The sequence below is a fragment of the Mesorhizobium sp. genome (genome assembly GCF_004962245.1).
Classification (GTDB): domain Bacteria; phylum Pseudomonadota; class Alphaproteobacteria; order Rhizobiales; family Rhizobiaceae; genus Mesorhizobium.
On the sequence record NZ_SUHQ01000017.1, the window covers coordinates 43,809 to 68,049 of the forward strand.

General features: G+C 62.5%; 30 protein-coding genes. 23 read left to right on the forward strand and 7 right to left on the reverse strand.

Going from position 1 to position 24,241, the window contains the following annotated elements; all coding sequences use genetic code 11:
• Positions 1-110 precede the first annotated feature (110 nt).
• The 8 genes from E5X88_RS18935 to E5X88_RS18970 all read left to right on the forward strand — a co-directional run bounded on the left by E5X88_RS18935 (position 111) and on the right by E5X88_RS18970 (position 6,786).
• Positions 111-755 (forward strand): TetR/AcrR family transcriptional regulator, encoded by a 645-nt coding sequence (locus E5X88_RS18935; protein WP_292163898.1) that lies wholly within the window; start codon positions 111-113, stop codon positions 753-755.
• Positions 756-809: 54 nt separating this feature from the next.
• Positions 810-1,793 (forward strand): hypothetical protein, encoded by a 984-nt coding sequence (locus tag E5X88_RS18940; protein ID WP_292163899.1) that lies wholly within the window; start codon positions 810-812, stop codon positions 1,791-1,793.
• 71 nt (positions 1,794-1,864) lie between these two features.
• Positions 1,865-2,791, forward strand: a complete 927-nt coding sequence (locus E5X88_RS18945) for a histone deacetylase family protein (protein WP_292163900.1) — start codon at positions 1,865-1,867, stop codon at positions 2,789-2,791.
• A gap of 3 nt (positions 2,792-2,794) precedes the next feature.
• Positions 2,795-3,046, forward strand: coding sequence for an exodeoxyribonuclease VII small subunit (locus E5X88_RS18950; protein ID WP_029355594.1), 252 nt, complete (start codon positions 2,795-2,797; stop codon positions 3,044-3,046).
• Positions 3,047-3,081: 35 nt separating this feature from the next.
• Positions 3,082-3,348 carry a DUF2277 domain-containing protein gene (locus E5X88_RS18955; RefSeq protein ID WP_292163902.1) on the forward strand — a complete coding sequence of 89 codons (267 nt, stop codon included), beginning with the start codon at positions 3,082-3,084 and terminating at the stop codon, positions 3,346-3,348.
• 35 nt (positions 3,349-3,383) lie between these two features.
• On the forward strand, positions 3,384-4,304 hold the full coding sequence (locus E5X88_RS18960; protein ID WP_292163904.1) for a pirin family protein: 921 nt from the start codon (positions 3,384-3,386) through the stop codon (positions 4,302-4,304).
• A 105-nt stretch (positions 4,305-4,409) separates the two neighbouring features.
• Entirely contained in the window at positions 4,410-6,350 is a 1,941-nt protein-coding gene (gene dxs / locus E5X88_RS18965; RefSeq protein ID WP_292163906.1) for a 1-deoxy-D-xylulose-5-phosphate synthase, read from the forward strand.
• Between the two features lie 148 nt (positions 6,351-6,498).
• Positions 6,499-6,786: a hypothetical protein gene (locus tag E5X88_RS18970; protein WP_292163909.1), complete on the forward strand. Its 288-nt coding sequence runs from the start codon at positions 6,499-6,501 to the stop codon at positions 6,784-6,786.
• Here the strand turns inward: E5X88_RS18970 and E5X88_RS18975 are convergent.
• Complete coding sequence (locus tag E5X88_RS18975) at positions 6,783-7,184, reverse strand: GFA family protein (protein ID WP_292163911.1); 402 nt, start codon at positions 7,182-7,184, stop codon at positions 6,783-6,785. The genes E5X88_RS18970 and E5X88_RS18975 overlap by 4 nt on opposite strands.
• 172 nt (positions 7,185-7,356) lie before the next feature.
• On the opposite strand from E5X88_RS18975, the gene E5X88_RS18980 reads away from it, so the two are divergent.
• The 4 genes from E5X88_RS18980 (at position 7,357) to E5X88_RS18995 (ending at position 10,342) form a co-directional block, all read left to right on the forward strand.
• Positions 7,357-8,151, forward strand: a complete 795-nt coding sequence (locus E5X88_RS18980) for a TlyA family RNA methyltransferase (protein WP_292163914.1) — start codon at positions 7,357-7,359, stop codon at positions 8,149-8,151.
• On the forward strand, positions 8,148-9,389 hold the full coding sequence (locus E5X88_RS18985) for a class I SAM-dependent RNA methyltransferase (protein ID WP_292163916.1): 1,242 nt from the start codon (positions 8,148-8,150) through the stop codon (positions 9,387-9,389). Before E5X88_RS18980 ends, E5X88_RS18985 begins: the two co-directional genes overlap by 4 nt.
• Before the next feature lie 82 nt (positions 9,390-9,471).
• The gene (locus E5X88_RS18990) at positions 9,472-9,843 is read left to right on the forward strand and encodes an antitoxin Xre/MbcA/ParS toxin-binding domain-containing protein (protein WP_292163918.1); all 372 of its coding nucleotides are present in this window, start codon (positions 9,472-9,474) and stop codon (positions 9,841-9,843) included.
• A complete protein-coding gene (locus E5X88_RS18995) occupies positions 9,836-10,342 on the forward strand; it encodes an RES domain-containing protein (protein ID WP_292163921.1) in 507 nt (168 codons plus the stop codon). The genes E5X88_RS18990 and E5X88_RS18995 overlap by 8 nt, the downstream gene beginning before the upstream one ends.
• Here the strand turns inward: E5X88_RS18995 and E5X88_RS19000 are convergent.
• From E5X88_RS19000 to E5X88_RS19010, 3 genes are all read right to left on the reverse strand, one after another.
• The gene (locus tag E5X88_RS19000; protein WP_292163924.1) at positions 10,331-10,594 is read right to left on the reverse strand and encodes an AbrB/MazE/SpoVT family DNA-binding domain-containing protein; all 264 of its coding nucleotides are present in this window, start codon (positions 10,592-10,594) and stop codon (positions 10,331-10,333) included. The two genes, E5X88_RS18995 and E5X88_RS19000, sit on opposite strands and share 12 nt — an antisense overlap.
• Before the next feature lie 42 nt (positions 10,595-10,636).
• The gene (gene tldD / locus E5X88_RS19005) at positions 10,637-12,049 is read right to left on the reverse strand and encodes a metalloprotease TldD (RefSeq protein ID WP_292163926.1); all 1,413 of its coding nucleotides are present in this window, start codon (positions 12,047-12,049) and stop codon (positions 10,637-10,639) included.
• 141 nt (positions 12,050-12,190) lie between these two features.
• The gene (locus tag E5X88_RS19010) at positions 12,191-12,766 is read right to left on the reverse strand and encodes an invasion associated locus B family protein (protein WP_292163929.1); all 576 of its coding nucleotides are present in this window, start codon (positions 12,764-12,766) and stop codon (positions 12,191-12,193) included.
• A gap of 373 nt (positions 12,767-13,139) precedes the next feature.
• On the opposite strand from E5X88_RS19010, the gene coxB reads away from it, so the two are divergent.
• From coxB to rnhA, 11 genes are all read left to right on the forward strand, one after another.
• Entirely contained in the window at positions 13,140-14,024 is an 885-nt protein-coding gene (coxB, locus tag E5X88_RS19015; RefSeq protein ID WP_292163932.1) for a cytochrome c oxidase subunit II, read from the forward strand.
• A 37-nt stretch (positions 14,025-14,061) separates the two neighbouring features.
• Complete coding sequence (gene ctaD, locus E5X88_RS19020; protein ID WP_292163933.1) at positions 14,062-15,714, forward strand: cytochrome c oxidase subunit I; 1,653 nt, start codon at positions 14,062-14,064, stop codon at positions 15,712-15,714.
• A 77-nt stretch (positions 15,715-15,791) separates the two neighbouring features.
• Positions 15,792-16,736, forward strand: a complete 945-nt coding sequence (locus E5X88_RS19025; protein ID WP_292163935.1) for a heme o synthase — start codon at positions 15,792-15,794, stop codon at positions 16,734-16,736.
• Between the two features lie 2 nt (positions 16,737-16,738).
• On the forward strand, positions 16,739-16,900 hold the full coding sequence (locus E5X88_RS19030) for a hypothetical protein (protein WP_292164120.1): 162 nt from the start codon (positions 16,739-16,741) through the stop codon (positions 16,898-16,900).
• 8 nt (positions 16,901-16,908) lie between these two features.
• Positions 16,909-17,550: a cytochrome c oxidase assembly protein gene (locus E5X88_RS19035; RefSeq protein ID WP_292163937.1), complete on the forward strand. Its 642-nt coding sequence runs from the start codon at positions 16,909-16,911 to the stop codon at positions 17,548-17,550.
• A 1-nt stretch (position 17,551) separates the two neighbouring features.
• Positions 17,552-18,433 (forward strand): cytochrome c oxidase subunit 3, encoded by an 882-nt coding sequence (locus E5X88_RS19040; protein WP_292163939.1) that lies wholly within the window; start codon positions 17,552-17,554, stop codon positions 18,431-18,433.
• An 82-nt stretch (positions 18,434-18,515) separates the two neighbouring features.
• Positions 18,516-18,902, forward strand: a complete 387-nt coding sequence (locus E5X88_RS19045; protein ID WP_292163941.1) for a DUF983 domain-containing protein — start codon at positions 18,516-18,518, stop codon at positions 18,900-18,902.
• Positions 18,899-19,654, forward strand: a complete 756-nt coding sequence (locus tag E5X88_RS19050) for an SURF1 family protein (RefSeq protein WP_292163943.1) — start codon at positions 18,899-18,901, stop codon at positions 19,652-19,654. The genes E5X88_RS19045 and E5X88_RS19050 overlap by 4 nt, the downstream gene beginning before the upstream one ends.
• Before the next feature lie 97 nt (positions 19,655-19,751).
• On the forward strand, positions 19,752-20,762 hold the full coding sequence (ispH, locus tag E5X88_RS19055) for a 4-hydroxy-3-methylbut-2-enyl diphosphate reductase (protein WP_292163946.1): 1,011 nt from the start codon (positions 19,752-19,754) through the stop codon (positions 20,760-20,762).
• 7 nt (positions 20,763-20,769) lie between these two features.
• The gene (locus tag E5X88_RS19060; RefSeq protein WP_292163949.1) at positions 20,770-21,732 is read left to right on the forward strand and encodes a homoserine kinase; all 963 of its coding nucleotides are present in this window, start codon (positions 20,770-20,772) and stop codon (positions 21,730-21,732) included.
• Positions 21,729-22,268, forward strand: coding sequence for a ribonuclease HI (gene rnhA / locus E5X88_RS19065; protein ID WP_292163951.1), 540 nt, complete (start codon positions 21,729-21,731; stop codon positions 22,266-22,268). Before E5X88_RS19060 ends, rnhA begins: the two co-directional genes overlap by 4 nt.
• Before the next feature lie 17 nt (positions 22,269-22,285).
• Here the strand turns inward: rnhA and E5X88_RS19070 are convergent, their stop codons facing one another.
• The 3 genes from E5X88_RS19070 to E5X88_RS19080 form a co-directional block, all read right to left on the reverse strand.
• The gene (locus tag E5X88_RS19070; RefSeq protein WP_292164111.1) at positions 22,286-22,765 is read right to left on the reverse strand and encodes a DUF2938 domain-containing protein; all 480 of its coding nucleotides are present in this window, start codon (positions 22,763-22,765) and stop codon (positions 22,286-22,288) included.
• 53 nt (positions 22,766-22,818) lie between these two features.
• A complete protein-coding gene (locus tag E5X88_RS19075) occupies positions 22,819-23,301 on the reverse strand; it encodes a peroxiredoxin (protein ID WP_292163952.1) in 483 nt (160 codons plus the stop codon).
• 116 nt (positions 23,302-23,417) lie between these two features.
• The gene (locus E5X88_RS19080; RefSeq protein WP_292242240.1) at positions 23,418-24,224 is read right to left on the reverse strand and encodes a protein-disulfide reductase DsbD domain-containing protein; all 807 of its coding nucleotides are present in this window, start codon (positions 24,222-24,224) and stop codon (positions 23,418-23,420) included.
• Positions 24,225-24,241 lie beyond the last annotated feature (17 nt).

Here is a 24,241-nt window from a genome sequence, read left to right on the forward strand (position 1 = left end):
CCTGGATTTTCGAGGCCGAGCCACTTATATACGTGGCGTATGCAAGTCAGATAATGACATACGAGGCGTATGTCAATTAATATACGAGACGTATGTGAAGGAATGGGCGAATGGGGCACAGACCACGCAAGGAGATGATTGCCGAGACCCGTGCCAAACTGGTCGCCGCGGCGCGCCACGCTTTCGGCGCCGTCGGCTATGCCGAAGCCTCGATGGACGACTTCACCGCATCGGCCGGGCTGACGCGCGGCGCCCTCTATCATCACTTTGGCGACAAGAAGGGTCTTCTCCAGGCGGTTATCGCCGAGATCGACGCGGAAATGTTGGCTCGGCTGAAAATCGTTTCGGCCAGGGCGGACAATCTCTGGCAGGGCTTTGTCGACGAATGCACCGCCTATATCGAGATGGCGCTGGAGCCGGAGATCCAGCGCATTGTTCTTCGCGATGGCCCGGCAGTGCTCGGTGACCCGTCGCAATGGCCATCTCAGAACGAATGCATCCGTTCGATGAGCGAAAGCCTGCAAAGGCTGAGCGACGAAGGAACCATCCTTGCCGTTGACCCCGAAGCCGCAGCAAGGCTGATCAGCGGCGCCTCGCTACATGCCGCGCAGTGGATTGCAAATTCGGACGATCCCGAAGCGACGTCGAAAAAGGCGGTTAAGGCATTCAACGTGCTTTTGGAGGGGTTGCTCAAGCAAGCTGGCAGGCAGCAGAACTTGAAACAGCCGGCATTGATGGGTTCGGCCCAAGATTGACAACCGCCAGCTTGAGGTCATCTTCTTAGTCGTCTCTGAGGGGAGGGCTGGGGCATGTGGGATTTCCATGTCGGCAAGTCGGTGTCCATCATGATGCGGACGTGGCCTTTCATCGTCTTCCGCATGATCGTCTGTTTCGGCATCACACTAGCCTACATCATCGCGACCGGCACGGGCGCCAGCGTCGGCTATGGCGTCGGCCACATCTCCACAGATCCTGACGGACCGCTGTCGTTTGCCTTGTGGGGCGGGGTGGTCGGCTTCGGCGTCGTCTCGGTCGCCGTCTACTGGATCCGCGAATACATCCTCTACATCGTCAAGGCCGGCCATATCGCCGTGATGGTCCACCTGATCGATGGCCGCGACGTGCCCGGCGGCCAGAGCCAGATCGCCTATGCCAGGGATGTCGTGAAGGAACGCTTCGCCGAGGCCAACATCCTTTTCGTGCTCGACCAATTGGTCAAAGGCGCCATCCGCGCCATCACCAATCTGCTCGGCGGCTTTGCAGCGTTCCTGCCGATTCCCGGGCTCGGTGGACTGGTCAGCTTCTTCAATACGGTCATCCGCCTGTCGCTGACCTATGTCGACGAGATCATCCTCGGCTACAACGACCGCATCAATTCCGACTCGCCCTTTGAGACGGCGCGGCAAGGGGTCGTGCTCTACGCGCAGAACGGCAAGACCATGGTCAAGAACGCCATCTGGCTGGCGGCCATCATGTGGAGCGTGTCCTTCGTCATCTTCTTGGCTATGCTGGCGCCGGCAGGCGCGATCCTGTATTTCATGCCGGGCCAACTCGGCGGCTGGGCTTTCGTGCTGGCCATCGTCTTTGCCTGGGCCTTCAAGGCCGCCTTCATCGAACCGTTCGCCGTCGCTTCGCTGATGCAGGTCTATTTCAAGACCATCGAGGGCCAGGTTCCGGACCCCGACTGGGACCGGCGGCTGACCGAGGCCTCCTCGAAATTCAGGCAACTCAGGGACAAGGCGCTGGCTTCCTTCGATGGTTCGCGCTGGAGCCGGCCGACGCCGACCGCTTAAACCCTGTTGAACGTTCGCCCTTGGCTGCGCGAAAACATGGTCAAAGCCGTCAGGCGCGCCTATATCGGGGCATGGTCACGAGGCTTTACACACACCCGATCTTCCTTGAGCACATAACCCCGCCCGGTCATCCGGAGCGGCCCGACCGCTTACGCGCCATCGAGCGCGTGCTCGACGACGAGGCCTTTGCGGCCCTCGATCGTGCCGAGGCCCCGGACGGCGACGAGGCCACCATCCTCTACGCGCACCCGCAGGAATTCGTCGAGAAGGTCCGTGCCGCGATACCCGATACAGGCATTGCCCGCGTCGACGCCGACACCACAGCCAGCCCGAAAAGCTGGCAGGCGGCCGTGACGGCAATCGGCGCCGCAAACGCCGCCGTCGACGATGTCTTTCAGGGGCGCGCCGACAATGTCTTTGTCGCTGCGCGGCCGCCCGGCCACCATGCCGAGAAGACCACGGCCATGGGCTTCTGCCTGTTCAACACCGCGGCAATCGCGGCGCGCTACGCGCAAAGGCGACACCAGGCCGAGCGCGTTGCCATCGTCGATTGGGACGTGCACCACGGCAATGGCACGCAGGACATTTTCTGGGACGACCCGTCGGTGCTCTACTGCTCGACGCACCAGATGCCGCTTTACCCCGGAACCGGGGCTTTGAGCGAAACCGGCGCCGGCAACATCGTCAACGCGCCGCTGGCGCCGCAGGCCGGCAGCGATGTCTTCCGCGACGCTTTCCTGTCGCGCATCTTGCCGGCGCTCGACGATTTCGCACCTGACCTCATCATTATCTCGGCAGGCTTCGACGCGCACCACCGCGATCCGCTGGCGGAGATCAACCTGACCGAGGACGATTTCGACTGGGCGACCGGCCAGTTGATTGAGCGTGCCGGGCGCCACAGCGGCAACCGGCTCGTCAGCCTGCTCGAGGGCGGCTACGATCTGCAGGGACTGGCATTTTCGGTCGCCGCCCATGTCGGGCGACTGATGAAAGGATAGACGATGGCTGGTGAGACCAACGAAGACGTCAAGGCGATGAGCTTCGAGCAGGCGCTCGACGCGCTGGAGAAAATCGTCGATGATCTGGAGCGCGGCGACGTGCCGCTCGACCAGTCGATCCGCATCTACGAGCGCGGCGAAGCGCTTAAGGTGCATTGCGATCGGCTGCTGAAAGCGGCCGAGGACAAGGTCGAGAAGATCAGGCTTTCGCGCGACGGTAAGCCGGTGGGAACAGAGCCGCTGGATGCGGAGTAAACAAGGATAAAGCGAGATACGGAGGTCCCGAAGCAATGTGCAGAAACATCAAGGCCCTGTTCAATTTCGATCCACCGGCGACGGATGAGGAAATCCGTGACGCGGCTCTTCAGTTCGTCCGCAAGCTGAGCGGATCGACTCGTCCCTCGAAGCGAAATCAGCATGCCTTCGACCATGCCGTCGACGCCATTGCCGCATCGGCGCGCGAACTTCTCGATTCCCTCGAAACCACGTACCCTGCGCGCAGTCGCGAGGAGGTGGCGGCCAAGGCGCGCGCAAAAGCAGCGATCCGCTTCACCTGATGGCAGCCGTGTATTGCCGCTGACAAGGAGATTTCGTGAGCTTCTTCCCCGGAAACGACCCGCTGCCCGGTGACGCCTTCGCCAGCGACCAGATCGAACTGATGGTCATTCCAAACGCCAAGGACATTGGCGGCTTCCAGGTTCGTCGCGCTTTGCCGACCGCCAGGCGTCGGCTGGTCGGTCCCTTCATCTTCTTCGACCGCATGGGTCCGGCCATCTTGCGGGCCGGCCAGGCGCTCGATGTCCGTCCGCATCCGCATATCGGCCTGTCGACGGTCACTTACTTGTTCGACGGCAAAATCCGGCACCGCGATTCGCTCGGCACCGAAATGGTGATCCAGCCCGGCGACGTGAATTTAATGACCGCCGGCCGCGGCATTGTCCATTCCGAGCGCACGCCGGAAGAGCTCCGCGGCGCGCCGATGTCGGTCTCCGGCCTGCAGACATGGCTGGCGCTGCCGGACGGCAAGGAGGAGGTCGCGCCGGTTTTCGAGAATACGGCAGCCATAAGTCTGCCCGAAATCGACGCCGAAGGCGTCAGCGGACGCATCGTCATCGGCGCGTTTTCCGGGCTGCAGTCTCCGGTCATGACTGCTTCCGACACGCTCTACGCCGATCTCAGACTGGCACCCGGCGCCAGCGTCAAAATCCCTGCCGATGCCGAGGAGCGAGCCATCTACACGTTGGAAGGTGAGGTTTCGATCACCAATGACCGCTTTCCGGCGGAGCGGCTGCTGGTGTTGCGACCCGGCGACGAAATCGTCGTGTCCTCGCAAGGAGGAGCGCATTTCATGCTGTTCGGCGGCGCCTCGCTCGGCTCCAAGCGCTACATCTGGTGGAATTTCGTCTCATCGTCCAAGGAACGCATCGAACAGGCGAAAGAAGAATGGAAGACAGGCCGCTTCGATATCGTTCCTGGAGATGAAGAAGAGTTCATACCGCTGCCGGACAATTAGAACGTCCCGCGTCCTTTGGACGCGCAAGGGACGCTCTAACACTTCGAATCTACGCCGCGTCACTGACACGCATTTACATTCGCCAGCCAGCGGCCTATTTCGCACATGAATAAAAAGCAGGCCCTGCCACCAGTGAACGCAAAGCTCCATACGCCACTTCTCGACAAGGTCCGCATCCCGGCCGACCTTCGGACGCTTGACGAAGATGATCTGCCGCAGTTGGCATCGGAACTCCGTGCCGAGTTGATCGACGCCGTGTCCCACACCGGCGGACATCTCGGTGCCGGTCTCGGCGTGGTCGAACTGACGGTCGCATTGCACTATGTCTTCAACACGCCGGACGACCGGCTGATCTGGGACGTCGGCCATCAGGCCTATCCGCACAAGATCCTGACCGGCCGCCGCGATCGCATCCGCACACTGCGGCAAGAGGGCGGCCTGTCCGGTTTCACCCGCCGCGCCGAGAGCGAATACGACCCGTTCGGCGCCGCCCACTCCTCGACCTCGATTTCCGCCGGCCTCGGCATGGCAATGGCGCGCGATCTCGCCGATGGCCGCAACAATGTCATTGCCGTCATCGGCGACGGCGCCATGTCGGCCGGCATGGCCTTTGAGGCGATGAACAATGCCGGCGCCCTCGATGCCCGGCTGATCGTCATCCTCAATGACAACGACATGTCGATCGCTCCGCCAACCGGCGCGATGAGCGCCTATCTGGCCCGTCTTGCGTCGGGCAAGACCTATCTGGGCTTGCGCGATTTCGGCAAGAAGCTGACCTCCTATCTCGGGGAGCGCGCCGATCGCGCCATCACGCGGGCGGTCGAGCACGCGCGCGGCTACGTCACCGGCGGCACGCTGTTCGAGGAGCTTGGCTTTTATCACATCGGCCCAATCGACGGACACAATCTCGAACATCTGATCCCGGTGCTGAAGAATGTCCGCGACAATGCCGACGGCCCGGTGCTGATCCATGTCGTGACCCAGAAGGGCAAGGGCTATGGACCGGCCGAGGCGGCTGCCGACAAATATCACGGCGTCAACAAGTTCGACGTCATTACCGGCGCGCAGGCCAAGGCGCCGGCCAACGCGCCGAGCTACACGAAGGTCTTTGCCGAAAGCCTGATCCAGGAAGGCCGGGAAGACGATCGCATCGTCGCCGTCACCGCCGCCATGCCGAACGGCACCGGCCTCGACCTCTTCGGCGAGGTGTTCCCGTCGAGGACTTTCGATGTCGGCATCGCCGAGCAGCATGCGGTGACCTTCGCCGCCGGCCTCGCCGCCGAAGGCCTCAAACCCTTCGCCGCGATTTATTCGACCTTCCTGCAGCGCGCCTACGACCAGGTGGTCCACGACGTGGCGATCCAGAACCTGCCGGTGCGCTTTCCGATCGATCGCGCCGGCTTTGTCGGTGCCGACGGGGCGACCCATTGCGGCGCCTTCGACACGACCTTTCTGGCGACACTGCCCGGTTTCGTCGTCATGGCCGCGGCAGATGAGGCCGAACTGCGCCACATGGTGCGCACGGCGGCAAGCTATGATGACGGTCCCATTGCCTTCCGCTATCCGCGCGGCAACGGCGTCGGCGTCGACATGCCGGAGCGTGGCTCAGTCCTCGAAATCGGCAAGGGCCGTATCGTCCGTGAGGGCACCAAGGTTGCGCTGCTGTCCTTCGGCACGCGACTGCAGGATTGCCTGGCTGCGGCTGAGGAGCTCGGCGCGGCAGGGCTTTCCACCACGGTCGCCGATGCTCGTTTCGCCAAGCCGCTCGATGAGGATCTGATCCGGCGGCTGGCGCGTTCGCACGAGGTGCTGGTGACGGTGGAAGAGGGCGCAGTCGGCGGCTTCGCCAGCCACGTGCTGCAATTCCTGGCGCATGAGGGGCTGCTGGAAACCGGCCTGAAGGTACGCCCGCTGGTGTTGCCCGACGCCTTTGTCGATCACGCCAAGCCCGAAAAGATGTATGCCGACGCCGGGCTGGATGCCGCCGGCATCGTGCGCACCGTCTTCGTGGCGCTGGGACACGCCGCCAGCGCTCAAAGCGCCTGATTCAAAATCTCAACGGCTTGAATCAGTTTGCCGACAGACGATCGTAACTGACTGTTTACGCTGCCATTTGGCGTTTTGCTTACCGTGTCTCTTGGCCGTTTTTCAACGGCGCCCTGCCAGGATGTGATCAGGCAGGGAGACCGAACCAATGAAGACGCTTCTGTGCGGCGTGACGCTTTTGGCTGTCATCGCCATGCCGGCCGCGGCCGAAACGCCCTATGATCGTAACCTCGAAAAAGCGGTGATGGACATCGTCGCCGGCAAGATCGGCGAGATCCGCGGCGGTTTTTCCTACGGGCAGATGCCGCAGTTGGTCGTTCTGCCGGAGGCCGCGCCGGCGCTGCCCGTTGCCACCGGGCATCCTCGCAAGCAAGCTTCCGGCAATGACGCTTTGGTGCCGGCGGTCGAGCGTCGCGGACGATCTTCTAGAAGCTAGAACCACATATCGCGCACGCAGCGACCATCGCTCGGCAGGTCCTCGAATTTATCGAGACCATCGAAATGGTCGATTGGCAGGTCGGCGACGGCGTCAGGCGGCGCAAGCCTCACATTGACAGCGATTCGGGTGCGACCGGCGGTACTGGAGCGCAAACCACGCCAGGCCAGGACGCAGCCGCATGTCGGACAGAACAGAATCTCGAGCGACGGGGAATCCTTTTCGGCGCGCGTATAAGCACTTGTTGGTCCCGCAAGGCGGATGCGTTCATCAACATAATCGTAGGCCCAGAGCGCGCCATAGCGGCGGCAAAGCGTGCAATTGCAGGCTGTGATCGAGCCGGGATCGCCCTCCAGCGTCCAGTGGGCCGTGCCACAATGGCAGGTTCCGGTCAGCATCCGTCCTCCTTCGCGTTCTGGCAGCAAAACGGCATATCGTCCTGACATTGTGCCGAACCTGGTACGATATTCAACAAATTGTGGGGCAGGCTGATCCGTTCGCCGCTTTTCGAAGATGGTCGTTGTCTCCCAATATCCTTGCCTTCGTGACAGGCTTTCGCCATGAAGGCCGATGAACTCCCCTCTGCCAGCCAACGCACGCCAGCGGCTCGACGAACTCCTCGTCGCGCGGGGCCTGTTCCCCAGCCGCTCGCGCGCCCGCGATGCGGTCGATCGTGGCACGGTGACGGTCGACGGCGTCATCGCCCACAAGCCCGGCCAGACCGTGTTGGCGGATTGTCTCATCGCCATCGACGATCCGGCGCAGGGTTACGTGTCGCGCGCTGCGCTGAAGCTGATCGCCGGTCTCGACCGTTTCGGTCTCGATCCCGCCGGCTGCGAGGCGCTCGACATCGGCGCCTCGACCGGCGGCTTTACTCAAGTGCTGCTCGAACGCGGCGCGGCACATGTCACGGCGATCGATGTCGGGCATGGTCAGATGCATCCGGATATCGTTGGCGATCCGCGCGTGACCGACATCGAGGGATTGAACGCCCGTGATCTTTCAGCCGCCGACCTTGCCGGTCGCATCCCGGATTTCATCGTCTGCGATGTCAGCTTCATCTCGTTGAAACTGGCGCTGCCGCCAGCGCTCGCTATCGCCAACGATGGCGCCAGGGCTGTGTTTCTGGTTAAGCCGCAATTCGAGGCGGGCCGCGAGGCAATCGGCAAGGGCGGTTTGCTGAAAGACCCCTACGACGCGGCTCGGGTTGCCGGTCTGCTGCAGGATTGGCTCGACGGTGTCCCCGGCTGGCGCTCGCTGGGGCTGCATCTGTCCCCCATCGAGGGCGGCGACGGCAACCGCGAGTTCCTGCTCGCCGGGATCAAAGATGCCGGAGTGAAGAACAGGGGGATCGCGGGCCGATGACCGGGCGCTTCACGATCGCAAGACTGGGTTCCCAGGGCCACGGCGTCGCCGAGACCGAAACCGGCGAGGTTTTCATTCCGTTCACGCTGCCCGGTGAAACCGTCACCGCGGCGCGCGAAAAGGATCGCGCCACGCTGATGGCGGTGCTTGAGGCCTCGCCGCTACGGGTTGATCCGGCCTGCCGGCATTTTACCGAATGCGGCGGCTGCGCCGTCCAGCATTTCGAGGCTGAAGCCTACCAGCAGTGGAAGCGCGAAAAGGTTGCGCATGCGCTGAACAGCAAGGGCATTTCCTGCGACGTTGACGCGCTGGTGCCGTGCGCGCCGCAGACGCGTCGCCGCGTCGTGTTCACCGCCCGACGGAGCGAGGCCGGCATGCGGCTCGGCTTTGTTCGCGCACTGTCGACCGAAATCATTTCCATCCAGGAATGCCCGATCTCACTGCCCGAGATCGTCGCAAAGCTCGACCGTCTGAAAGCACTCGCCGAACTGGTTTGCGCAACGACGAAATCGTTCCGCATGACGGTCACTGTGACCGGTTCCGGCCTCGATGTCGCGGTTCACGAGTCCGGCAAGCTCGGCGAGAACCAGCGCCGCGTCGCCTCCAACTTCGTCATCGCCGAGGGATTGGCCAGGCTTTCGGTCGACGGCGAGATCATCATCGAACCCAAAAAGCCGGTTGTCATGTTCGGCGGCATCGCTGTCGCGGTCCCGCCGGGCGCCTTCCTTCAGGCGACCGAGGCCGCCGAGCAGGCGATGGCGGATATCGTCGGCCAGCACCTCACGCGCGCCAAGAAGGTCGCCGATCTCTTCGCCGGCTGCGGCAGTTTCGCGCTGCGCCTGGCCGCGAAGTCGGAAGTCCATGCGGTGGAGGGCGACGCGGCAGCGCTTTCGGCGCTCGACCGGGCATTCCGTTTCGCTACCGGCCTCAAGCGGGTGACCAGCGAACGGCGCGACCTGTTCCGCCGGCCGCTTACTTTCAAGGAACTGAATAGCTTCGATGGCATTGTGTTCGATCCGCCTCGCGCCGGCGCCGAGGACCAGTCGAAGCAGATTGCCCGTTCCGACGTGCCGCTGGTCGCGGCGGTTTCCTGCAATCCGGTGACGCTGGCGCGGGACCTGCGCATCCTCATCGACGGCGGCTATGCCCTGAAAAATGTAACGCCGATCGACCAGTTCCTGTGGTCGCCGCATGTCGAGGCCGTCGCGCTGCTGGAGAAGCCGAGGCGAAGGCGATAGGCGGTGCGGGTATGCACTTGAATTGCGCATGAATTGAGCATATTTTGATAATGAACGTGTCAAGATGTGCTAGGAAAAAGTCATGAATTCCGTGGCCCTCGAAATTCCTGCGTCGCGCTTTGGCGAGGAACAGTCGCCGTTTCTTTCGGCAAGACGGGTGGCTGAACTGCTGGGCGTCAATATGACCGAACTGGCAGCCCTGATCGGTGTCGCGCGTAACACGCTTGCCGCCAAGACCGGCGCGCGCAAGGTCGACGCAGCGCTTAGTCCTGTCGTTCGCATTCTGGCAATGGCCGGCGAGATGGCCGGCAATGAACAGCGCGCGGCGATCTGGTTCAAGCATCAGCCGATTCCCGGCTGGGCAGGAAAGACCGCCTACGATCTCGTTCGCGAAGGCAAGACGGACAAGGTGCTTGCCTATTTGGAGGCTGTCCGCTCCGGCATCTATGCCTGAAGCCAGCCTGACCCTGTGGCGAGCCTTCGTGCCGCGCTGGGCGCACATGCCGCTTTCGGGCGAGGGTGCTTCCCACTTCGGCGGACGCTGGAATCCGCTGGGCGCTCCGACGATCTACGCGGCACGGGAACTGTCCACCGCCTGGGCCGAATACAATCAGGGCTTTGTCCAGCACCCGGCCCTGATCGCCCAGCTCGAACTCTCAGGCGCGCGGCTGGCCGACCTGACCGACGCCGATACGCTCGCCGAACTCGAGGCAACAACGGACATTCATCGGTGTGAGTGGCGCGACATACTGGATCGAGGACTTGTGCCAGAGACGCACGGGCTAAGAGATCGCTTGCTTGCCGATGGGCTGCACGGCGTGATCTACCCGTCCTTCATGTCGCCCGGTGGCACATGCGTTGCGCTCTGGCGATGGAACCAGGACGCCGCGCCGCGCCTGGGTGTCGTCGATCCCGATCATCGCCTGCCGAAAACACCGGCGTCATGGCTTTAGGGCAGTTCGAACCGACCGAGCATCCATTTCTTCCAGCGTCTTCGGCCTGCCTCTATGCGGCAGGGACCCGAACACGTCCTCCGGTCGCGTGGTGGTAAACGCCGGTGCAGGCTTAAGCAGCACGCCCTCCGGGGTATCCTCGACCAGAAGGCGTGTGCCTGCGCCCCATTTTCTCCGCTTCCCGATCGCGCTGGGTAAGGCGACCTGCCCCTCGGTCGAGATGATTACTACGAGCTTTTCCTCGGCTGCCATCAAGGCGTATCCCTGAGTAAGACAAATCAGAGACCGTCTCCATCAAACCCGCGTGCCGCCGACCGTCATCTGGTTCATCCGGAGATGCGGCTGGCCGACGCCGACCGGCACGCCCTGTCCGGCCTTGCCGCACATGCCTATGCCGGTGTCGAGCTTCATGTCGTTACCGACCATCGCAACCCGGTGCATGGCGTCCGGCCCGTTGCCAATCAGCATGGCGCCCTTGATCGGCTGCGTCACCTTGCCGTTCTCGATCATGTAGGCCTCGGTGCAGCCGAACACGAATTTTCCCGACGTGATGTCGACCTGGCCGCCGCCGAAGGAGACGGCATAGATGCCGTTCTTGACCGAGGCGATGATCTCTCCCGGCTCCATGTCGCCTGATGTCATGTAGGTGTTGGTCATGCGCGGCATCGGCTGGTGCGCATAACCTTGGCGCCGTCCGTTGCCAGTGGCTTTCATACCCATCAGCCGGGCATTCTGGCGGTCCTGCATGTAGCCGACAAGCTTGCCGTCGTCGATCAGCACGTTGTGGGCCGAAGGCGTGCCTTCGTCATCGACGGTCAACGAGCCGCGCCGTTCGGCCATGGTGCCGTCGTCGACGACGGTGACGCCTTTTGCGGCCACTTGCTGGCCCATCAGCCCAGCAAATGCCGATGTCTTCTTGCGGTTGAAGTCGCCTTCCAGCCCGTGGCCGACGGCCTCGTGCAGCATGACGCCCGGCCAGCCGCTGGACAGGACGATGTCGAAGGTGCCGGCGGGCGCCGGGATGGCTTCGAGGTTGACCAGCGCCTGCCGCAGCGCCTCCTTGGCCGCGTGCTTCCAGCTCTCCTCGACCAGGAATTCGCCAAAACCCTTGCGTCCGCCCATGCCGTAGGAGCCGCTCTCCTGGCGGTCGCCATTGCCGACCACCACCGACACGTTGATCCTGACCAGCGGGCGGATGTCGCGCACCATCTGGCCGTCGGCACGCACGATCTCGACATGCTGCCAGGAGGCGGCGAGCGAGGCCGTTACTTGCCGCACACGCGGATCCTCGGCTCGCAGCCACGCGTCGATTTCCTGAAGCAGCTTGGCCTTGGCCTCGAAGGAGGGCGAGGGTATCGGGTTCTCGTCGCCATAGAGATGACGATTGGTGCGGGCGGGCGCCGCGGCGAGCGTGCCGGAATAGCCGCCCTTGACGGTTGAGACGGCGTCGGCCGCGCGCAGCAGCGATGCCTCGGAAAGATCGCTGGAATGCGCGTAGCCACTCGCTTCGCCGGCGACGGCGCGTAGCCCAAAGCCCTGGTCGGTGTTGAAATTGGCGGTCTTCAGCCGGCCATTGTCGAACATCAGCGCTTCGGTCTCGCTGTATTCGAGGAACAACTCGCCATCGTCGGCGCCGTTGATGGTCTCGGCGACGATCTGCTTGATGCGATCGTCGGAAATGTCGAATTGGCCGATGAGGCTGTTCATGGCAGGTCCGTCCGTGGAAAGAGTTTGTCCTCACGATGTAGGCGCGAAGGTGCGCCCAGACAATCGGCAATGATCGCTGTCATTGCCGAAGCCGGTCACAATCTCTTTTCCTCGGTTAGGATTTTGGGATTCTGGCCAGCCTCAAGGCAGGGCGGCGAAACCGTCGGCGAAGCCCTTGAGTTCGACCGGGATGCCGATGCCTTCCTCCGGTGTCTGGAAGACGATGAAGGTGGCCGACGTTCCGGTCTTCAGCGTGTCGAGCAGCGGCTTTTCGAGAATGACTTCGGCATAACAGCCGTCCTGGAAGCAGCGCACGAAATAGGCCCGGCCGATGTCCTTGCCGTCGACATTGAGGCCGAGCCCGTTGGGCAGCAGCACGCCAAGCGGCGCCAGCACACGCAGGATTTCGGCCTTGTTGTCGGCGGTGCGCAGCACGACGACGGAAAGCCCCATCTCGGGACGGTCCTCGGCGACGACGTTCTGCATCATCACGCATTGTTCTGATGTGGCGCCGGCCGGGGTGTCGCAGATGATCGACCACGCGCCATGCGTCGACCGCACTTTGCCGCTTGGCTGCGCGGCATTGGCCTGGATGACGCCGGGCAGGCCGATGCCGGACAAGCCAATTCCAAACGAGGCAGCGAGAAGGATGACCTTCGCCAAGGTTCTCGAAAGCCCCAGTCTCGTAAGCCCAAGTCCCCAAAGCCAAGAGTTCATGACGGCTCCATTGCGAATCACGGCACTTTAAGCCGCGCCAAGAGCAAGTAAAGGACGAGACCACTGCCGGCCTGCCTCGACCAAGGCAATTACGCGCTTTTCCGAGCCAAATTCGCCCGAATTGCGACCGGCCGGCGCATTTTGCCGGGACGCTCCGCCGGTTGCGCCTCCGCGATCCGCTACCGCTGCGGCCGCCGCTAAAAGGCGCAGCCGCGCTTGCGCGCAAAAATGCCGCACGGTTTCGTCCGCTCCTTTCTTGCGGAGGCAAATAGAGTATGGTTTGAACCAGCTTGGGACTGTCCGGGATTCCCGTCCCGGCATTGTTCGATATTCTTGCGGTCCGATCGCGAGGAACTGGGAGATAATGAGGGCAATGAGAAAATTCCTAGCAGGCGCCAAATTCCTAGCAAGCGCTTGGGCCGCCGCCACACTGTTCGCCGGTGCGTCCGCCCACGCGGCCCAGCCTGCGCCGTGGGAGGTGACCTTCCAGCCCGCCGCCACCGACATTATGCGGCAGATCGCCTGGTTCGAGCACTACACGCTGTGGTTCATCGTGCCGATCACGCTCTTCGTGCTCATCCTTATCGCCTATTGCATCTTGAAATTCCGCGCGAGCGTCAACCCGACCCCTTCGCGTACCAGCCACAACACACTGATCGAGGTGATCTGGACGGTTGGGCCGGTCGTGGTCCTGCTCTGCCTCGCGATCCCCTCGTTCCAGCTCTTGACCGCGCAATACACCCCGCCGGAAGAAGCCAAGCTGACCGTCAAGGCGACGGGAAACCAGTGGAACTGGGACTACGAGTACCAGATCGAAAACACGCTTTCCTTCAACTCCGCGATCCTTCTAGATGCTGACCGCGCGGCGGCCGGCAAGGAAGATCGTGCCGTCTATCCGCGCCTGCTCGCCGTCGACAACGAGATGGTGGTGCCGGTCAACACCATGACCCGCGTGCTGGTGACGGCGACCGACGTGATCCACGCTTTTGCGATGCCGTCCTTCGGCATCAAGACCGACGCGGTTCCGGGCCGCATCAACGAGGTCTGGTTCAAGGCGGAAAAGGAAGGCCTCTATTACGGCCAGTGCTCGGAGCTCTGCGGCAAGGACCACGCCTTCATGCCGATTGCGATCCGCGTTGTCTCCGACGACCAGTACAAGACCTGGCTGGCGGCAGCCAGCACCGACCTTCCCGGCGCCAACAAGGCGCTGATGGCTAAGGTCGATGGCGCAAACAAGGTAGCGACCGCCGGCAACTGATGCCGCGGCCAGAAAAGATCAGGGAACGGAGCCGAACATGGCAGACGCTGCAGCTCACGACGATCACGACCACAAGCCGTATCATGGCTGGGTCCGGTGGGTGTATTCGACCAACCATAAGGATATCGGTACGCTCTACCTGATCTTCGCGATCATCGCGGGCTGCGTCGGCGGTGCCCTCTCGGTCGTCATGCGCATGGAACTGCAGGAGCCGGGAATCCAGATTTTCACTGGCCTGGCGCAGATGGTCTATGGCTTGAACGCCGACGCCGCCCTCGACGGCGGCAAGAGCATGTACAACGCCTTCACCACCGCGCATGCGCTGATCATGATCTTCTTCATGGTCATGCCGGCGCTGATCGGCGGCTTTGCCAACTGGATGGTGCCGATCATGATCGGCGCGCCCGACATGGCTTTCCCGCGCATGAACAACATCTCGTTCTGGTTGCTGCCACCGGCTTTCATCCTGCTGATCATCTCGGCCTTCGTGCCGAGCGCGCCTGGCGCCTACGGCGTCGGCGGCGGCTGGACGATCTATCCGCCGCTGTCGACATCGGGCCAGCCCGGGCCGGCGATGGACCTGGCGATCCTGTCGATCCACATCGCCGGTGCTTCTTCGATCCTCGGCGCCATCAATTTCATCACCACCATCTTCAACATGCGCGCGCCTGGCATGACCATGCACAAGATGCCGCTGTTCGCATGGTCGGTGCTGATCACCGCCTTCCTGCTGCTTTTGTCGCTGCCGGTTCTGGCCGGCGGCATCACCATGCTTTTGACCGATCGCAATTTCGGCACCACTTTCTTCACCCCCGATGGTGGCGGTGATCCGATCCTGTTCCAGCACCTGTTCTGGTTCTTCGGGCACCCTGAAGTCTACATCCTGATCCTGCCGGGCTTTGGCATCGTCAGCCACATCGTCTCGACCTTCTCAAGGAAGCCCATTTTCGGCTATCTCGGCATGGCCTATGCCATGGTCGCAATCGGCGCGGTCGGCTTCATCGTCTGGGCGCACCACATGTATACGACCGGCCTGTCGCTCGACACGCAGCGCTATTTCGTTTTCGCCACCATGGTTATCGCGGTGCCGACGGGCGTGAAGATCTTCTCGTGGGTCGCCACTATGTGGGGCGGGTCGATTTCGCTCAAGACCCCGATGCTGTGGGCGATCGGCTTCATCTTCCTGTTCACCGTCGGCGGCGTTACAGGGGTCCAGCTTGCCAATGCCGGTCTCGACCGCCCGCTGCACGACACCTATTACGTGGTCGCGCATTTCCACTATGTGCTGTCGCTGGGTGCGGTCTTTGCCATCTTCGCCGGCTGGTACTACTGGTTCCCGAAGATGACCGGCTACATGTATTCGCCCGTCATCGCCAACACCCACTTCTGGATCACTTTCATCGGCGTCAACCTGGTTTTCTTCCCGCAGCATTTCCTCGGCCTCTCCGGCATGCCGCGCCGCTACATCGACTATCCGGATGCGTTTGCCGGCTGGAACATGGTGTCGTCCTACGGCTCGTACATTTCGGCCGTCGGCGTGGTCATCTTCCTCTATGGCGTGTTCGAGGCCTTCCAGAAGAAGCGGGTGGCCGGCGCCAACCCATGGGGCGAGGGTGCGACGACGCTCGAATGGCAGCTGCCTTCGCCGCCGCCCTTCCACCAGTGGGAAAAGCTGCCGAAGATCAAATAGGCGGCAGCCTGGGCGAATACGAAACCGCCGGCCCGCCCGGCGGTTTTGGCCAACGGAATGATGGACTTTAAGTACGCATGGCCCTTGTCGACGACCAATTGATTGATGAACCGGGCTTTCGCATGTCGGAAGCGACGGCGGGCGATTTCTTCGCTCTGCTGAAGCCGCGCGTCATGTCGCTGGTGGTGTTCACCGCTTTTGTCGGCCTGGTCGCGGCACCTGTGACCATCAATCCGCTTCTGGCGGTGATCGCGATCCTGGCTATCGCCATTGGTGCTGGCGCCTCCGGCGCGCTCAACATGTGGTATGACGCCGATATCGATGCGGTGATGACCAGGACGGCCGGCCGGCCGGTGCCTGCCGGCCGCATCCGGCCCGGCGAGGCGCTGAGTTTCGGCCTGGTGCTGTCGGTGCTGTCAGTGATGACGCTGGGCGTGCTGGTCAATTGGCTGTCGGCGACGCTCCTGGCCTTCACCATCTTCTTCTACGCCGTCGTCTATACGATGTGGTTGAAGCGCTGGACGCCGCAGAACATTGTCATCGGCGGTGCTGCCGGCGCCATTCCGCCGGTGATCGGCTGGGCGGCTGCGACCGGAACGGTCAGCCTGGAAAGCGTCGTCCTGTTCCTGATCATCTTCCTGTGGACGCCGCCGCATTTCTGGGCGCTCGCACTCTTCAAATCCGAAGACTATGCCAGGGCCGGCATCCCGATGATGCCGAATGTCGCCGGCCATGCTTCGACCCGACGCCAGATCTTCGCCTACGCGCTGATCCTTGCGCCGGTTGGCGTGCTGCCTTGGGCGCTGGGTTTCACCACATCAGCCTATGGCGTCCTTGCGGTGCTGCTTGGCGCTGGCTTCGTCTGGTATGCGTGGAAGGTGCTGCGGATGGCCGACGACGACCATGTGATGAAGCCGGCCAAGGCGTTGTTCGGCTACTCGCTGCTCTACCTCTTCGCCATCTTCGCCATCTATCTTGCCGACTGCGTTGTCGGGCGCGCCCTGGCTACGGGTGGAGCATGATCATGGTCGACAACAAGCTTGAACTCGTCGCGCTGACGGAGCGCCAGCAGAAGGCCCGGCGCAACCGCTCGGTGGCCATCGGCCTGGCGCTGGCGGTGCTTGTCATCATCTTCTATATCGCGACTGTCGTGAAATTCGGTCACAACCTCACCGGAACGATGTGAGGCTCAAGATGAACCGCCAGGCAGTGACCCATCCCCAAAAGAAGAACACCAACCGCATCGTCGCCGGCGTCTGCGTCGCCTTCTTCGGCGGCATGATCGGCATGGCCTATGCCGCGGTGCCGCTCTACGCGATGTTCTGCCAGGCGACCGGTTACGGCGGCACCGTAAAACGCGCAACGCAGCAATATGCCGACCGCGTGCTCGGCCGCGATATCACTATCCGTTTCGACGCCAACACAGCCGGCGTGCCGTGGCAGTTCCAGCCGGTCGCCCGCTCGATCACCGTCAAGATAGGCGAGACGGCCGAGGCGCATTATAGTGCGACCAACAAGCTCAGCTACGCCACCGCCGGCCGCGCGACCTTCAACGTGCAGCCGGAACTGGCAGGGCCTTACTTCAACAAGGTCGAGTGTTTCTGCTTCACCGACACCACGCTGAAGCCCGGCGAGACGCTGGACATGCCGGTCGTGTTCTATGTCGATCCTGACATCGTCAATGTGCCTGAACTGAAGGAACTGAAGACGATTACCCTGTCCTACACGATGTTCCCGGTCGAGAAGAACGAGAAAAACAAGCCGGTGGTGTCATCAGCGCCGGTCAAGGACAAGAGCAACAAAGTTTCACATACCGAAGGAAGCCTCGGGGGTTGATATGGCAGACGCGCACGCAAAACCAGAACATGACTACCACCTCGTCAACCCGAGCCCGTGGCCGTTCCTAGGCTCGGTCGGCGCGCTGGTCACCGCGATCGGCGGCGTCTCTTACATGCAGTATCTCAAAGGCGGCGATTTCTCGATCTTCGGCTTCAACATCGCCAATCCATGGCTGTTCTTCATCGGCCTTTTGATCATCCTCTACACTATGTATGCCTGGTGGTCGGACACCATCAAGGAAGCGCATGAAGGCCACCACACGCGTGTCGTGTCGCTGCATCTGCGCTATGGCATGATCATGTTCATCGCTTCCGAGGTGATGTTCTTCGTCGCCTGGTTCTGGGCTTTCTTCGACGCCAGCCTGTTTCCCGGCGAGGCACAGCAATACGCCCGCACCGCGTTCACCGGCGGCGTCTGGCCGCCCAAGGGCCTTGAGGTTCTCGACCCCTTCCACCTGCCGCTCTACAACACCGTTATCCTGCTTCTGTCGGGCACAACCGTGACCTGGGCGCATCACGCGCTCATTCATGGCGACCGCAAGGGGCTGATCAACGGCCTGGTGCTGACCGTCGGTCTCGGCATGCTGTTCACCATGGTGCAGGCCTACGAGTACATGCATGCGCCGTTCGGCTTCAGGGATTCGATCTACGGCGCCACTTTCTTCATGGCGACCGGCTTCCACGGCTTCCATGTCATCATCGGCACCATCTTCCTGCTGGTCTGCCTAGTCCGCGCGATGAAGGGCGACTTCACGCCCAAACAGCATTTCGGCTTCGAGGCGGCTGCCTGGTACTGGCACTTCGTCGACGTGGTCTGGCTGTTCCTGTTCGCGTCGATCTATGTCTGGGCCTCGGCCGGTGCGGTGATCGAAGGCCACTGATAGTCTTCTCGAGGAATTGAGTGGGCGGCTGCGGCGACGTGGCCGCCTTATCTTTTGGGGCGAACGGCACTATGGTTGCGGGATGAGCGACGACAAGGCGATCTGGCCACCGATCGATCCGATTTCGGCCGGCCTCCATGGCCGCTGCCCGCGCTGTGGTGAGGGACGACTGTTTTCCGGCTTCCTCACCGTTGCAAAACGCTGCGCCAATTGCGGCCTCGACTATTCCTATGCCGACGCCGGCGACGGGCCGGCGGTGTTCGTCATCCTGATCATCGGCTTCATCGTCGTCGGGCTGGCACTGTGGATGGAGGTGACGCTCAATCCGCCGCTCTGGCTGCATCTCGTGCTGTGGATACCGCTGACATTGGTGCTTTGCCTCGGCGCGCTCAGGCTGATCAAGGGTGTGCTCTTGACGCTGCAATACCGCAACAAGGCAGCCGAGGGCAGGCTGGACCGCGGCGAATGAGCGCGACATCCGGTTCGGTTGCAAGCCGTTCGCGGCCGAAGACGGCATTGCTGCTTGGCCTCGGTCTCGTGCTGTTGTTTACCCTGCTGGCGCTCGGCACCTGGCAGGTCCAGCGCCTGTACTGGAAGGAGGGTCTTCTCCGGACCATCGACCAGCGTACGCACTCGGTGCCTGTGCCGTTGGCCGAGGTCGAAAAGCGGTTCGCCGCCACCGGCGACGTTGACTACACGCCAGTGACGATGACCGGCACTTTCCTGCATCGAGGCGAGCGGCATTTCTTCGCGACCTGGGAAGGCCAGTCCGGTTTCGATGTCTTTACCCCCTTGCATCTGGAGGATGGCCGCTTCGTCCTGATCAACCGCGGCTTCGTCCCCTACGATCTCAAGGACGCGGCCAAGCGCCCGCAAAGCCAGCTAGCGGGCCAGGTGACGGTGACGGGGCTCGCCCGCAACCCGCTGCCGGCAAAGCCCTCGATGATGCTTCCCGACAATGATCCGAAGAAGAACATCTTCTACTGGAAGGATCGCGACGCGATGGCGGCGAGCGCCGGTCTGCCAGCCGGCGCGGGGCTGGTGCCATTCTTCGTCGACGCGGACGCCACGTCGAACCCGGGTGGGCTGCCGGTCGGCGGCGTTACCGTCATCGACCTGCCGAACAGCCATTTGCAATACGCCGTAACCTGGTACGGCCTTGCAGTCGCCCTTGCCGGCGTCCTCATCTTCAGGCTTCGCCGCCCGCCGAAAGAGGACTGATCGCCAACCGGCACCCTTGACAGGGCAGGGGTGCACACCTCATTTCGCGCCTTGAGCTCACGACTTGAGTCACGATACGACCAACCGGTCCGGAATCATGCTTCACACGACCACAAAGCCACCGCTGACGATAAGGCTCTGCCAGCCGCGGGGCTTCTGCGCCGGCGTGGACCGCGCCATCCAGATCGTCGTGCTGGCGCTGAAAAAATACGGCGCGCCGGTCTATGTCCGCCACGAGATCGTACACAACCGCTACGTCGTCGAGGGGCTGCAAAGCCTGGGCGCGGTGTTCATTGAGGAGCTTTCCGAGATACCGGCGGAGCATCGCCAGAGCCCGGTCGTCTTTTCGGCGCATGGCGTACCGAAGTCTGTGCCGGCGGACGCCCAGGCGCGCAACCTCTTCTATCTCGACGCCACCTGCCCGCTGGTGTCGAAGGTCCACAAGCAGGCGATGCGCCATCAGCGGCTCGGCCGCCATGTGCTTCTGATCGGCCATGCCGGCCACCCGGAAGTGATCGGCACGATGGGGCAATTGCCGGACGGCGCCGTCACCCTGATCGAGACCGAAGCCGACGCTGCGAATCTAGTACCCGCCGACCCGCATGCACTCGGTTTCGTCACCCAGACGACGCTGTCGGTCGAGGACACCGCCGGCATCATCCGGGCACTTGAGGATCGTTTTCCCGATTTGCAGGCGCCAGCCGCGGAATCGATCTGCTATGCCACCACCAACCGCCAGGAAGCAGTCAAGGAAACCGCCGCAGGTGCCGATCTCTTCCTGATCGTCGGCGCACCTAACTCCTCCAACTCGCGGCGCCTTGTCGAAGTGGCGGAGCGCGCCGGCGCCTCGATGTCGCTTCTCGTACAGCGCGCCTCCGAAATTCCGTGGAATGACATTGCCGGTATCTCGACGCTCGGCCTGTCGGCGGGCGCGTCGGCGCCGGAAATCATCGTCGACGAGATCATCGATGCGTTCAGGCAACGCTTCGACGTAACCATCGACCTGGCGATCACGGCGACGGAAACGGAGGATTTTCCAGTCATGCGGGTTCTGCGCGATGTCGAACTGACGAAGGCCGACATGGCCTTCGTCAACGGGGCCGCGTGAAGAGCCCATGGCAGTCTATACCGACGTCAATGAAGGCGAACTCGGCGCATTCCTGAAGGCCTATCCGGTCGGCGGCCTGCTGTCCTACAAAGGTATCGCCGAAGGCACCGAGAACTCGAATTTCCTGCTCCACACGACCAGCGGCTCCTACATACTGACGCTGTATGAAAAGCGCGTCGACAAGGCCGACCTGCCGTTCTTCCTCGGCCTCATGGGCCATCTCGCCAGAAAGGGCATTTCCTGCCCGCTTCCGGTCACCGCGCATGACGGCACAGTCATCGGCACGCTGGCCGGCCGGCCGGCGGTCATCATCACCTTCCTCGAAGGCCTGTCGCTGCGGCGACCGACGGCGGCGCATTGCGGTGAGGTTGGCAAGGCGCTGGCGCAACTCCATCTTGCGGGTCAGGACTTTCCCATGACCCGGCAGAACGCGCTTGCCATCGATGGCTGGCGCAAGCTGTGGAACGCCTCCCACGCCCGTGCCGACGAGGTCGAGCCGGGACTGGCAGCCGAGGTCGATGCCGACTTCGCCGATTTCGAGCAGAACTGGCCGAAAGACCTGCCACATGGCATCATCCACGCCGATTTCTTCCCCGACAATGTCTTCTTCCTCGGCGAAAAACTGTCAGGGGTGATCGACTTCTATTTCGCCTGCAACGATCTCTATGCTTACGACGTCGCCACCTGCCTCAACGCCTGGTGCTTTGAGAAGGATTTTTCCTTCAACCTGACCAAGGGTACGGCACTGCTTGCCGGCTATCAGAGCGTGCGGCCATTGAGCGGCGGGGAGAAAGCCGCGCTGCCGATGCTGGCGCGCGGCTCGGCGCTGCGCTTCATGCTGACCCGGCTCTACGACTGGCTGACCGTTCCCGATGGCGGACTGGTCATAAAACGCGATCCGACCGAATATATCCGCAGGATGCGCTTTCACCGGGCGATCAGCTCTCCTTCCGAATACGGACTGACATGACCAAGCGCGTAGAAATCTTCACCGATGGTGCCTGTTCGGGCAATCCGGGGCCTGGCGGCTGGGGGGCGGTCCTGCGCTTCAACGGCGTTACGAAAGAGCTGTCGGGCGGCGAGGCCGCTACCACGAACAACCGTATGGAGCTTTTGGCCGCCATCTCGGCGCTCAATGCGCTGAAGGAGCCCTGCACCGTCGATCTTTATACCGACAGCAACTATGTCAAGGACGGTATTTTCTCCTGGATCGATGGCTGGAAGCGCAACGGCTGGAAGACAGCCGCCAAGCAACCGGTTAAGAACGTCGAGCTGTGGCAGGCGCTCGACGAGGCGCGCAACCGTCACCAGGTGGTCTGGCACTGGGTCAAGGGCCACGCCGGTCATCCGGAGAACGAACGTGCCGACGAACTGGCGCGGCTCGGCATGGCGCCGTTCAAGAACAAGACCGCCAGATCTGCGCCCGCCACCGTGCCGGCCAAGGAAAGCACCCAGGCCAAGCGGCCGGCAGCCAAGAAAATGCGCCGCTCGACCCAGAGCTATTGACTGCCCGCTCGCTGGTCTCAGCGGATCAGCAGCGCCGTGCCGAAAAGTCCGAGCGCGAACACCGTATGCGACACGAGGTTGAGGGCGCGGATCTGCATGGGGTTGGGGCGTTTTGATGCAGCCCAGCCGGCGCCCATGCCAGGCGCCAGCAGGAACCAGCCGGCGCCAACAGTGACAATGCCGAGAATGAAGGCCGGCAGGAAGGTCGGCGCGGCCAGCCACGCCGCTCCCGCCAAGGCGGCCAGAATGATGCCATAGACGATGCCGACAAAATAGTGGAAGGCCCAGCCCAGCGCCGATTCATGCACATAGGGTGCTGCCTTGCCGATATCGTCGTGGAAGACCTTGCCGTCCCTCAGATGCCAGACCCAGCGGCCGACCAGTCCCCAGTTCGGTCGCGGCTGAGCAAACACCGCGTTCAGGAAAATCGCCCATAGGTCCATGAGCGCCGTGGCGCCGATACCGATCGCCACAGCACGCCAGAAGATGTCAAACATCATTGAGGTTTCCCAAAAAGCAGGCAATCCCTGGTTTAAGAGCCAGCGGAAATCTAAAGCTGTCCGAGAATATGAGCCGCCCCGGATTCGTCGACGCCGGGCTTTGTCTCGACATTGAGCGCGGTGACCTTGCCGTCGTCGACGATCATCGAGAACCGCTTCGAACGCAGCCCCATGCCGCCGCCGGAAAGGTCGGCGTCGAGGCCGATCGATTTGGCGAAATCGCCATTGCCGTCGGCAAGATAGAGAAGCTTGCCTTCGCCGCCGCTGAAGCGGGCCCAGGCGCCCATGACGTGAACATCGTTGACGGCGACGACAGCGACGGTGTCAACGCCGCGCGCCAGGATGGCGTCGTAATTGTCGAGATAGCCAGGCAGATGGTTGTTGCTGCAGGTCGGTGTGAAAGCGCCGGGAACGGCGAACAGCACCACCTTCTTTCCCGAGAAGATCTCGGCTGTCGTGATCGGTTTCGCGCCGTCGGCAGTCATCGTCTTGAAGGTCGCATCGGGCAGTTTATCGCCAACGGCAATCGTCATCATCGTTCTCGCTTGAAAAATGGAAGGGAGAGTCCTTGCGATAGCGAACTCGGCCGTTTCCCGCAACCGTCGGGGAGCCTGGAGCAAAAGATGTTCGACTTGAAATCCCTTCGGAATCAAGGGAAGGGCAGCAGGCCTTCGACCGCGCCGTCGGCTGTTGTCAGTGTGTAGTAAAGTCCGCCATCGGTCGGCGTTGTCGCCGGCCTGTCGAGGATCGGCGCGGTAAACACCAGCTTACCGTCCTTTTCGCTGCGAACCGGCACGCCGAACATGTAATCCCGCTCGCCGGCGACGAAGAAATCCGCCGCCTCCGGATTGCCCGGAAAGCGCGCCTCGACAATCAGTGTCTCGTGGTCTCCCGGCAGGATGTTGACGCCGAAATCGGGCCTTGCAGGAGCGGGCAAGGTTGCCAGCGCCGCTTTCACCAGCGCAGCGTCCTCGGTATTGTCGGGATCGGAGCCGGGATCGACGGTCAGCCTCGTCTGCACCGGGATGCAGATCGTCTCGCAAATACCGAGAAAAACATCGGCATCGATGACAGCCGGCGCATTCGGCGCCGACACCGTGAACGTCACCGGCAGCGAAATCGGATGGTCGTAGCCGGCCCATTTGCCGTAGCCGTCGTCATGGCGCTGGGGCGGTGGAAACGAAAACGTCGCGCCGGCAATGTTGGTGCTGGCCGAGATATCGAGTTGCGGCGGCACGCCCGCGTCGCCCGGATCGCGCCAGTAGGTTTTCCAGCCGGGCTTGAGCGCAATATCGAGTACGCCATGGATGCGTCCGGCCTGGTCGGGCTTGCCGCTGGTCACAAGGCGCACTTTGCCCCCTTCGGTATCATACCAGATCGACGAGGAGGCTGCGGCGGGAAGGCCGGTTCCACATCCAACAGCGGCGCTGATCAGCAGGATTTTCAAACTTTGCATGGCGGTGATTTGAACGT

Bases quoted from the DNA above. Each gene is read 5' to 3' on its own strand.
- E5X88_RS18935 (WP_292163898.1), top strand. From the start codon at position 111: ATGGGGCACAGACCACGCAAGGAGATGATTGCCGAGACCCGTGCCAAA.
- E5X88_RS18940 (WP_292163899.1), top strand. From the start codon at position 810: ATGTGGGATTTCCATGTCGGCAAGTCGGTGTCCATCATGATGCGGACG.
- E5X88_RS18945 (WP_292163900.1), top strand. From the start codon at position 1,865: ATGGTCACGAGGCTTTACACACACCCGATCTTCCTTGAGCACATAACC.
- E5X88_RS18950 (WP_029355594.1), top strand. From the start codon at position 2,795: ATGGCTGGTGAGACCAACGAAGACGTCAAGGCGATGAGCTTCGAGCAG.
- E5X88_RS18955 (WP_292163902.1), top strand. From the start codon at position 3,082: ATGTGCAGAAACATCAAGGCCCTGTTCAATTTCGATCCACCGGCGACG.
- dxs (WP_292163906.1), top strand. From the start codon at position 4,410: ATGAATAAAAAGCAGGCCCTGCCACCAGTGAACGCAAAGCTCCATACG.
- E5X88_RS18970 (WP_292163909.1), top strand. From the start codon at position 6,499: ATGAAGACGCTTCTGTGCGGCGTGACGCTTTTGGCTGTCATCGCCATG.
- E5X88_RS18975 (WP_292163911.1), bottom strand. From the start codon at position 7,184: ATGCTGACCGGAACCTGCCATTGTGGCACGGCCCACTGGACGCTGGAG.
- E5X88_RS18980 (WP_292163914.1), top strand. From the start codon at position 7,357: ATGAACTCCCCTCTGCCAGCCAACGCACGCCAGCGGCTCGACGAACTC.
- E5X88_RS18985 (WP_292163916.1), top strand. From the start codon at position 8,148: ATGACCGGGCGCTTCACGATCGCAAGACTGGGTTCCCAGGGCCACGGC.
- E5X88_RS18990 (WP_292163918.1), top strand. From the start codon at position 9,472: ATGAATTCCGTGGCCCTCGAAATTCCTGCGTCGCGCTTTGGCGAGGAA.
- E5X88_RS18995 (WP_292163921.1), top strand. From the start codon at position 9,836: ATGCCTGAAGCCAGCCTGACCCTGTGGCGAGCCTTCGTGCCGCGCTGG.
- E5X88_RS19000 (WP_292163924.1), bottom strand. From the start codon at position 10,594: ATGGCAGCCGAGGAAAAGCTCGTAGTAATCATCTCGACCGAGGGGCAG.
- tldD (WP_292163926.1), bottom strand. From the start codon at position 12,049: ATGAACAGCCTCATCGGCCAATTCGACATTTCCGACGATCGCATCAAG.
- E5X88_RS19010 (WP_292163929.1), bottom strand. From the start codon at position 12,766: ATGAACTCTTGGCTTTGGGGACTTGGGCTTACGAGACTGGGGCTTTCG.
- coxB (WP_292163932.1), top strand. From the start codon at position 13,140: ATGAGAAAATTCCTAGCAGGCGCCAAATTCCTAGCAAGCGCTTGGGCC.
- ctaD (WP_292163933.1), top strand. From the start codon at position 14,062: ATGGCAGACGCTGCAGCTCACGACGATCACGACCACAAGCCGTATCAT.
- E5X88_RS19025 (WP_292163935.1), top strand. From the start codon at position 15,792: ATGGCCCTTGTCGACGACCAATTGATTGATGAACCGGGCTTTCGCATG.
- E5X88_RS19030 (WP_292164120.1), top strand. From the start codon at position 16,739: ATGGTCGACAACAAGCTTGAACTCGTCGCGCTGACGGAGCGCCAGCAG.
- E5X88_RS19035 (WP_292163937.1), top strand. From the start codon at position 16,909: ATGAACCGCCAGGCAGTGACCCATCCCCAAAAGAAGAACACCAACCGC.
- E5X88_RS19040 (WP_292163939.1), top strand. From the start codon at position 17,552: ATGGCAGACGCGCACGCAAAACCAGAACATGACTACCACCTCGTCAAC.
- E5X88_RS19045 (WP_292163941.1), top strand. From the start codon at position 18,516: ATGAGCGACGACAAGGCGATCTGGCCACCGATCGATCCGATTTCGGCC.
- E5X88_RS19050 (WP_292163943.1), top strand. From the start codon at position 18,899: ATGAGCGCGACATCCGGTTCGGTTGCAAGCCGTTCGCGGCCGAAGACG.
- ispH (WP_292163946.1), top strand. From the start codon at position 19,752: ATGCTTCACACGACCACAAAGCCACCGCTGACGATAAGGCTCTGCCAG.
- E5X88_RS19060 (WP_292163949.1), top strand. From the start codon at position 20,770: ATGGCAGTCTATACCGACGTCAATGAAGGCGAACTCGGCGCATTCCTG.
- rnhA (WP_292163951.1), top strand. From the start codon at position 21,729: ATGACCAAGCGCGTAGAAATCTTCACCGATGGTGCCTGTTCGGGCAAT.
- E5X88_RS19070 (WP_292164111.1), bottom strand. From the start codon at position 22,765: ATGTTTGACATCTTCTGGCGTGCTGTGGCGATCGGTATCGGCGCCACG.
- E5X88_RS19075 (WP_292163952.1), bottom strand. From the start codon at position 23,301: ATGACGATTGCCGTTGGCGATAAACTGCCCGATGCGACCTTCAAGACG.
- E5X88_RS19080 (WP_292242240.1), bottom strand. From the start codon at position 24,224: ATGCAAAGTTTGAAAATCCTGCTGATCAGCGCCGCTGTTGGATGTGGA.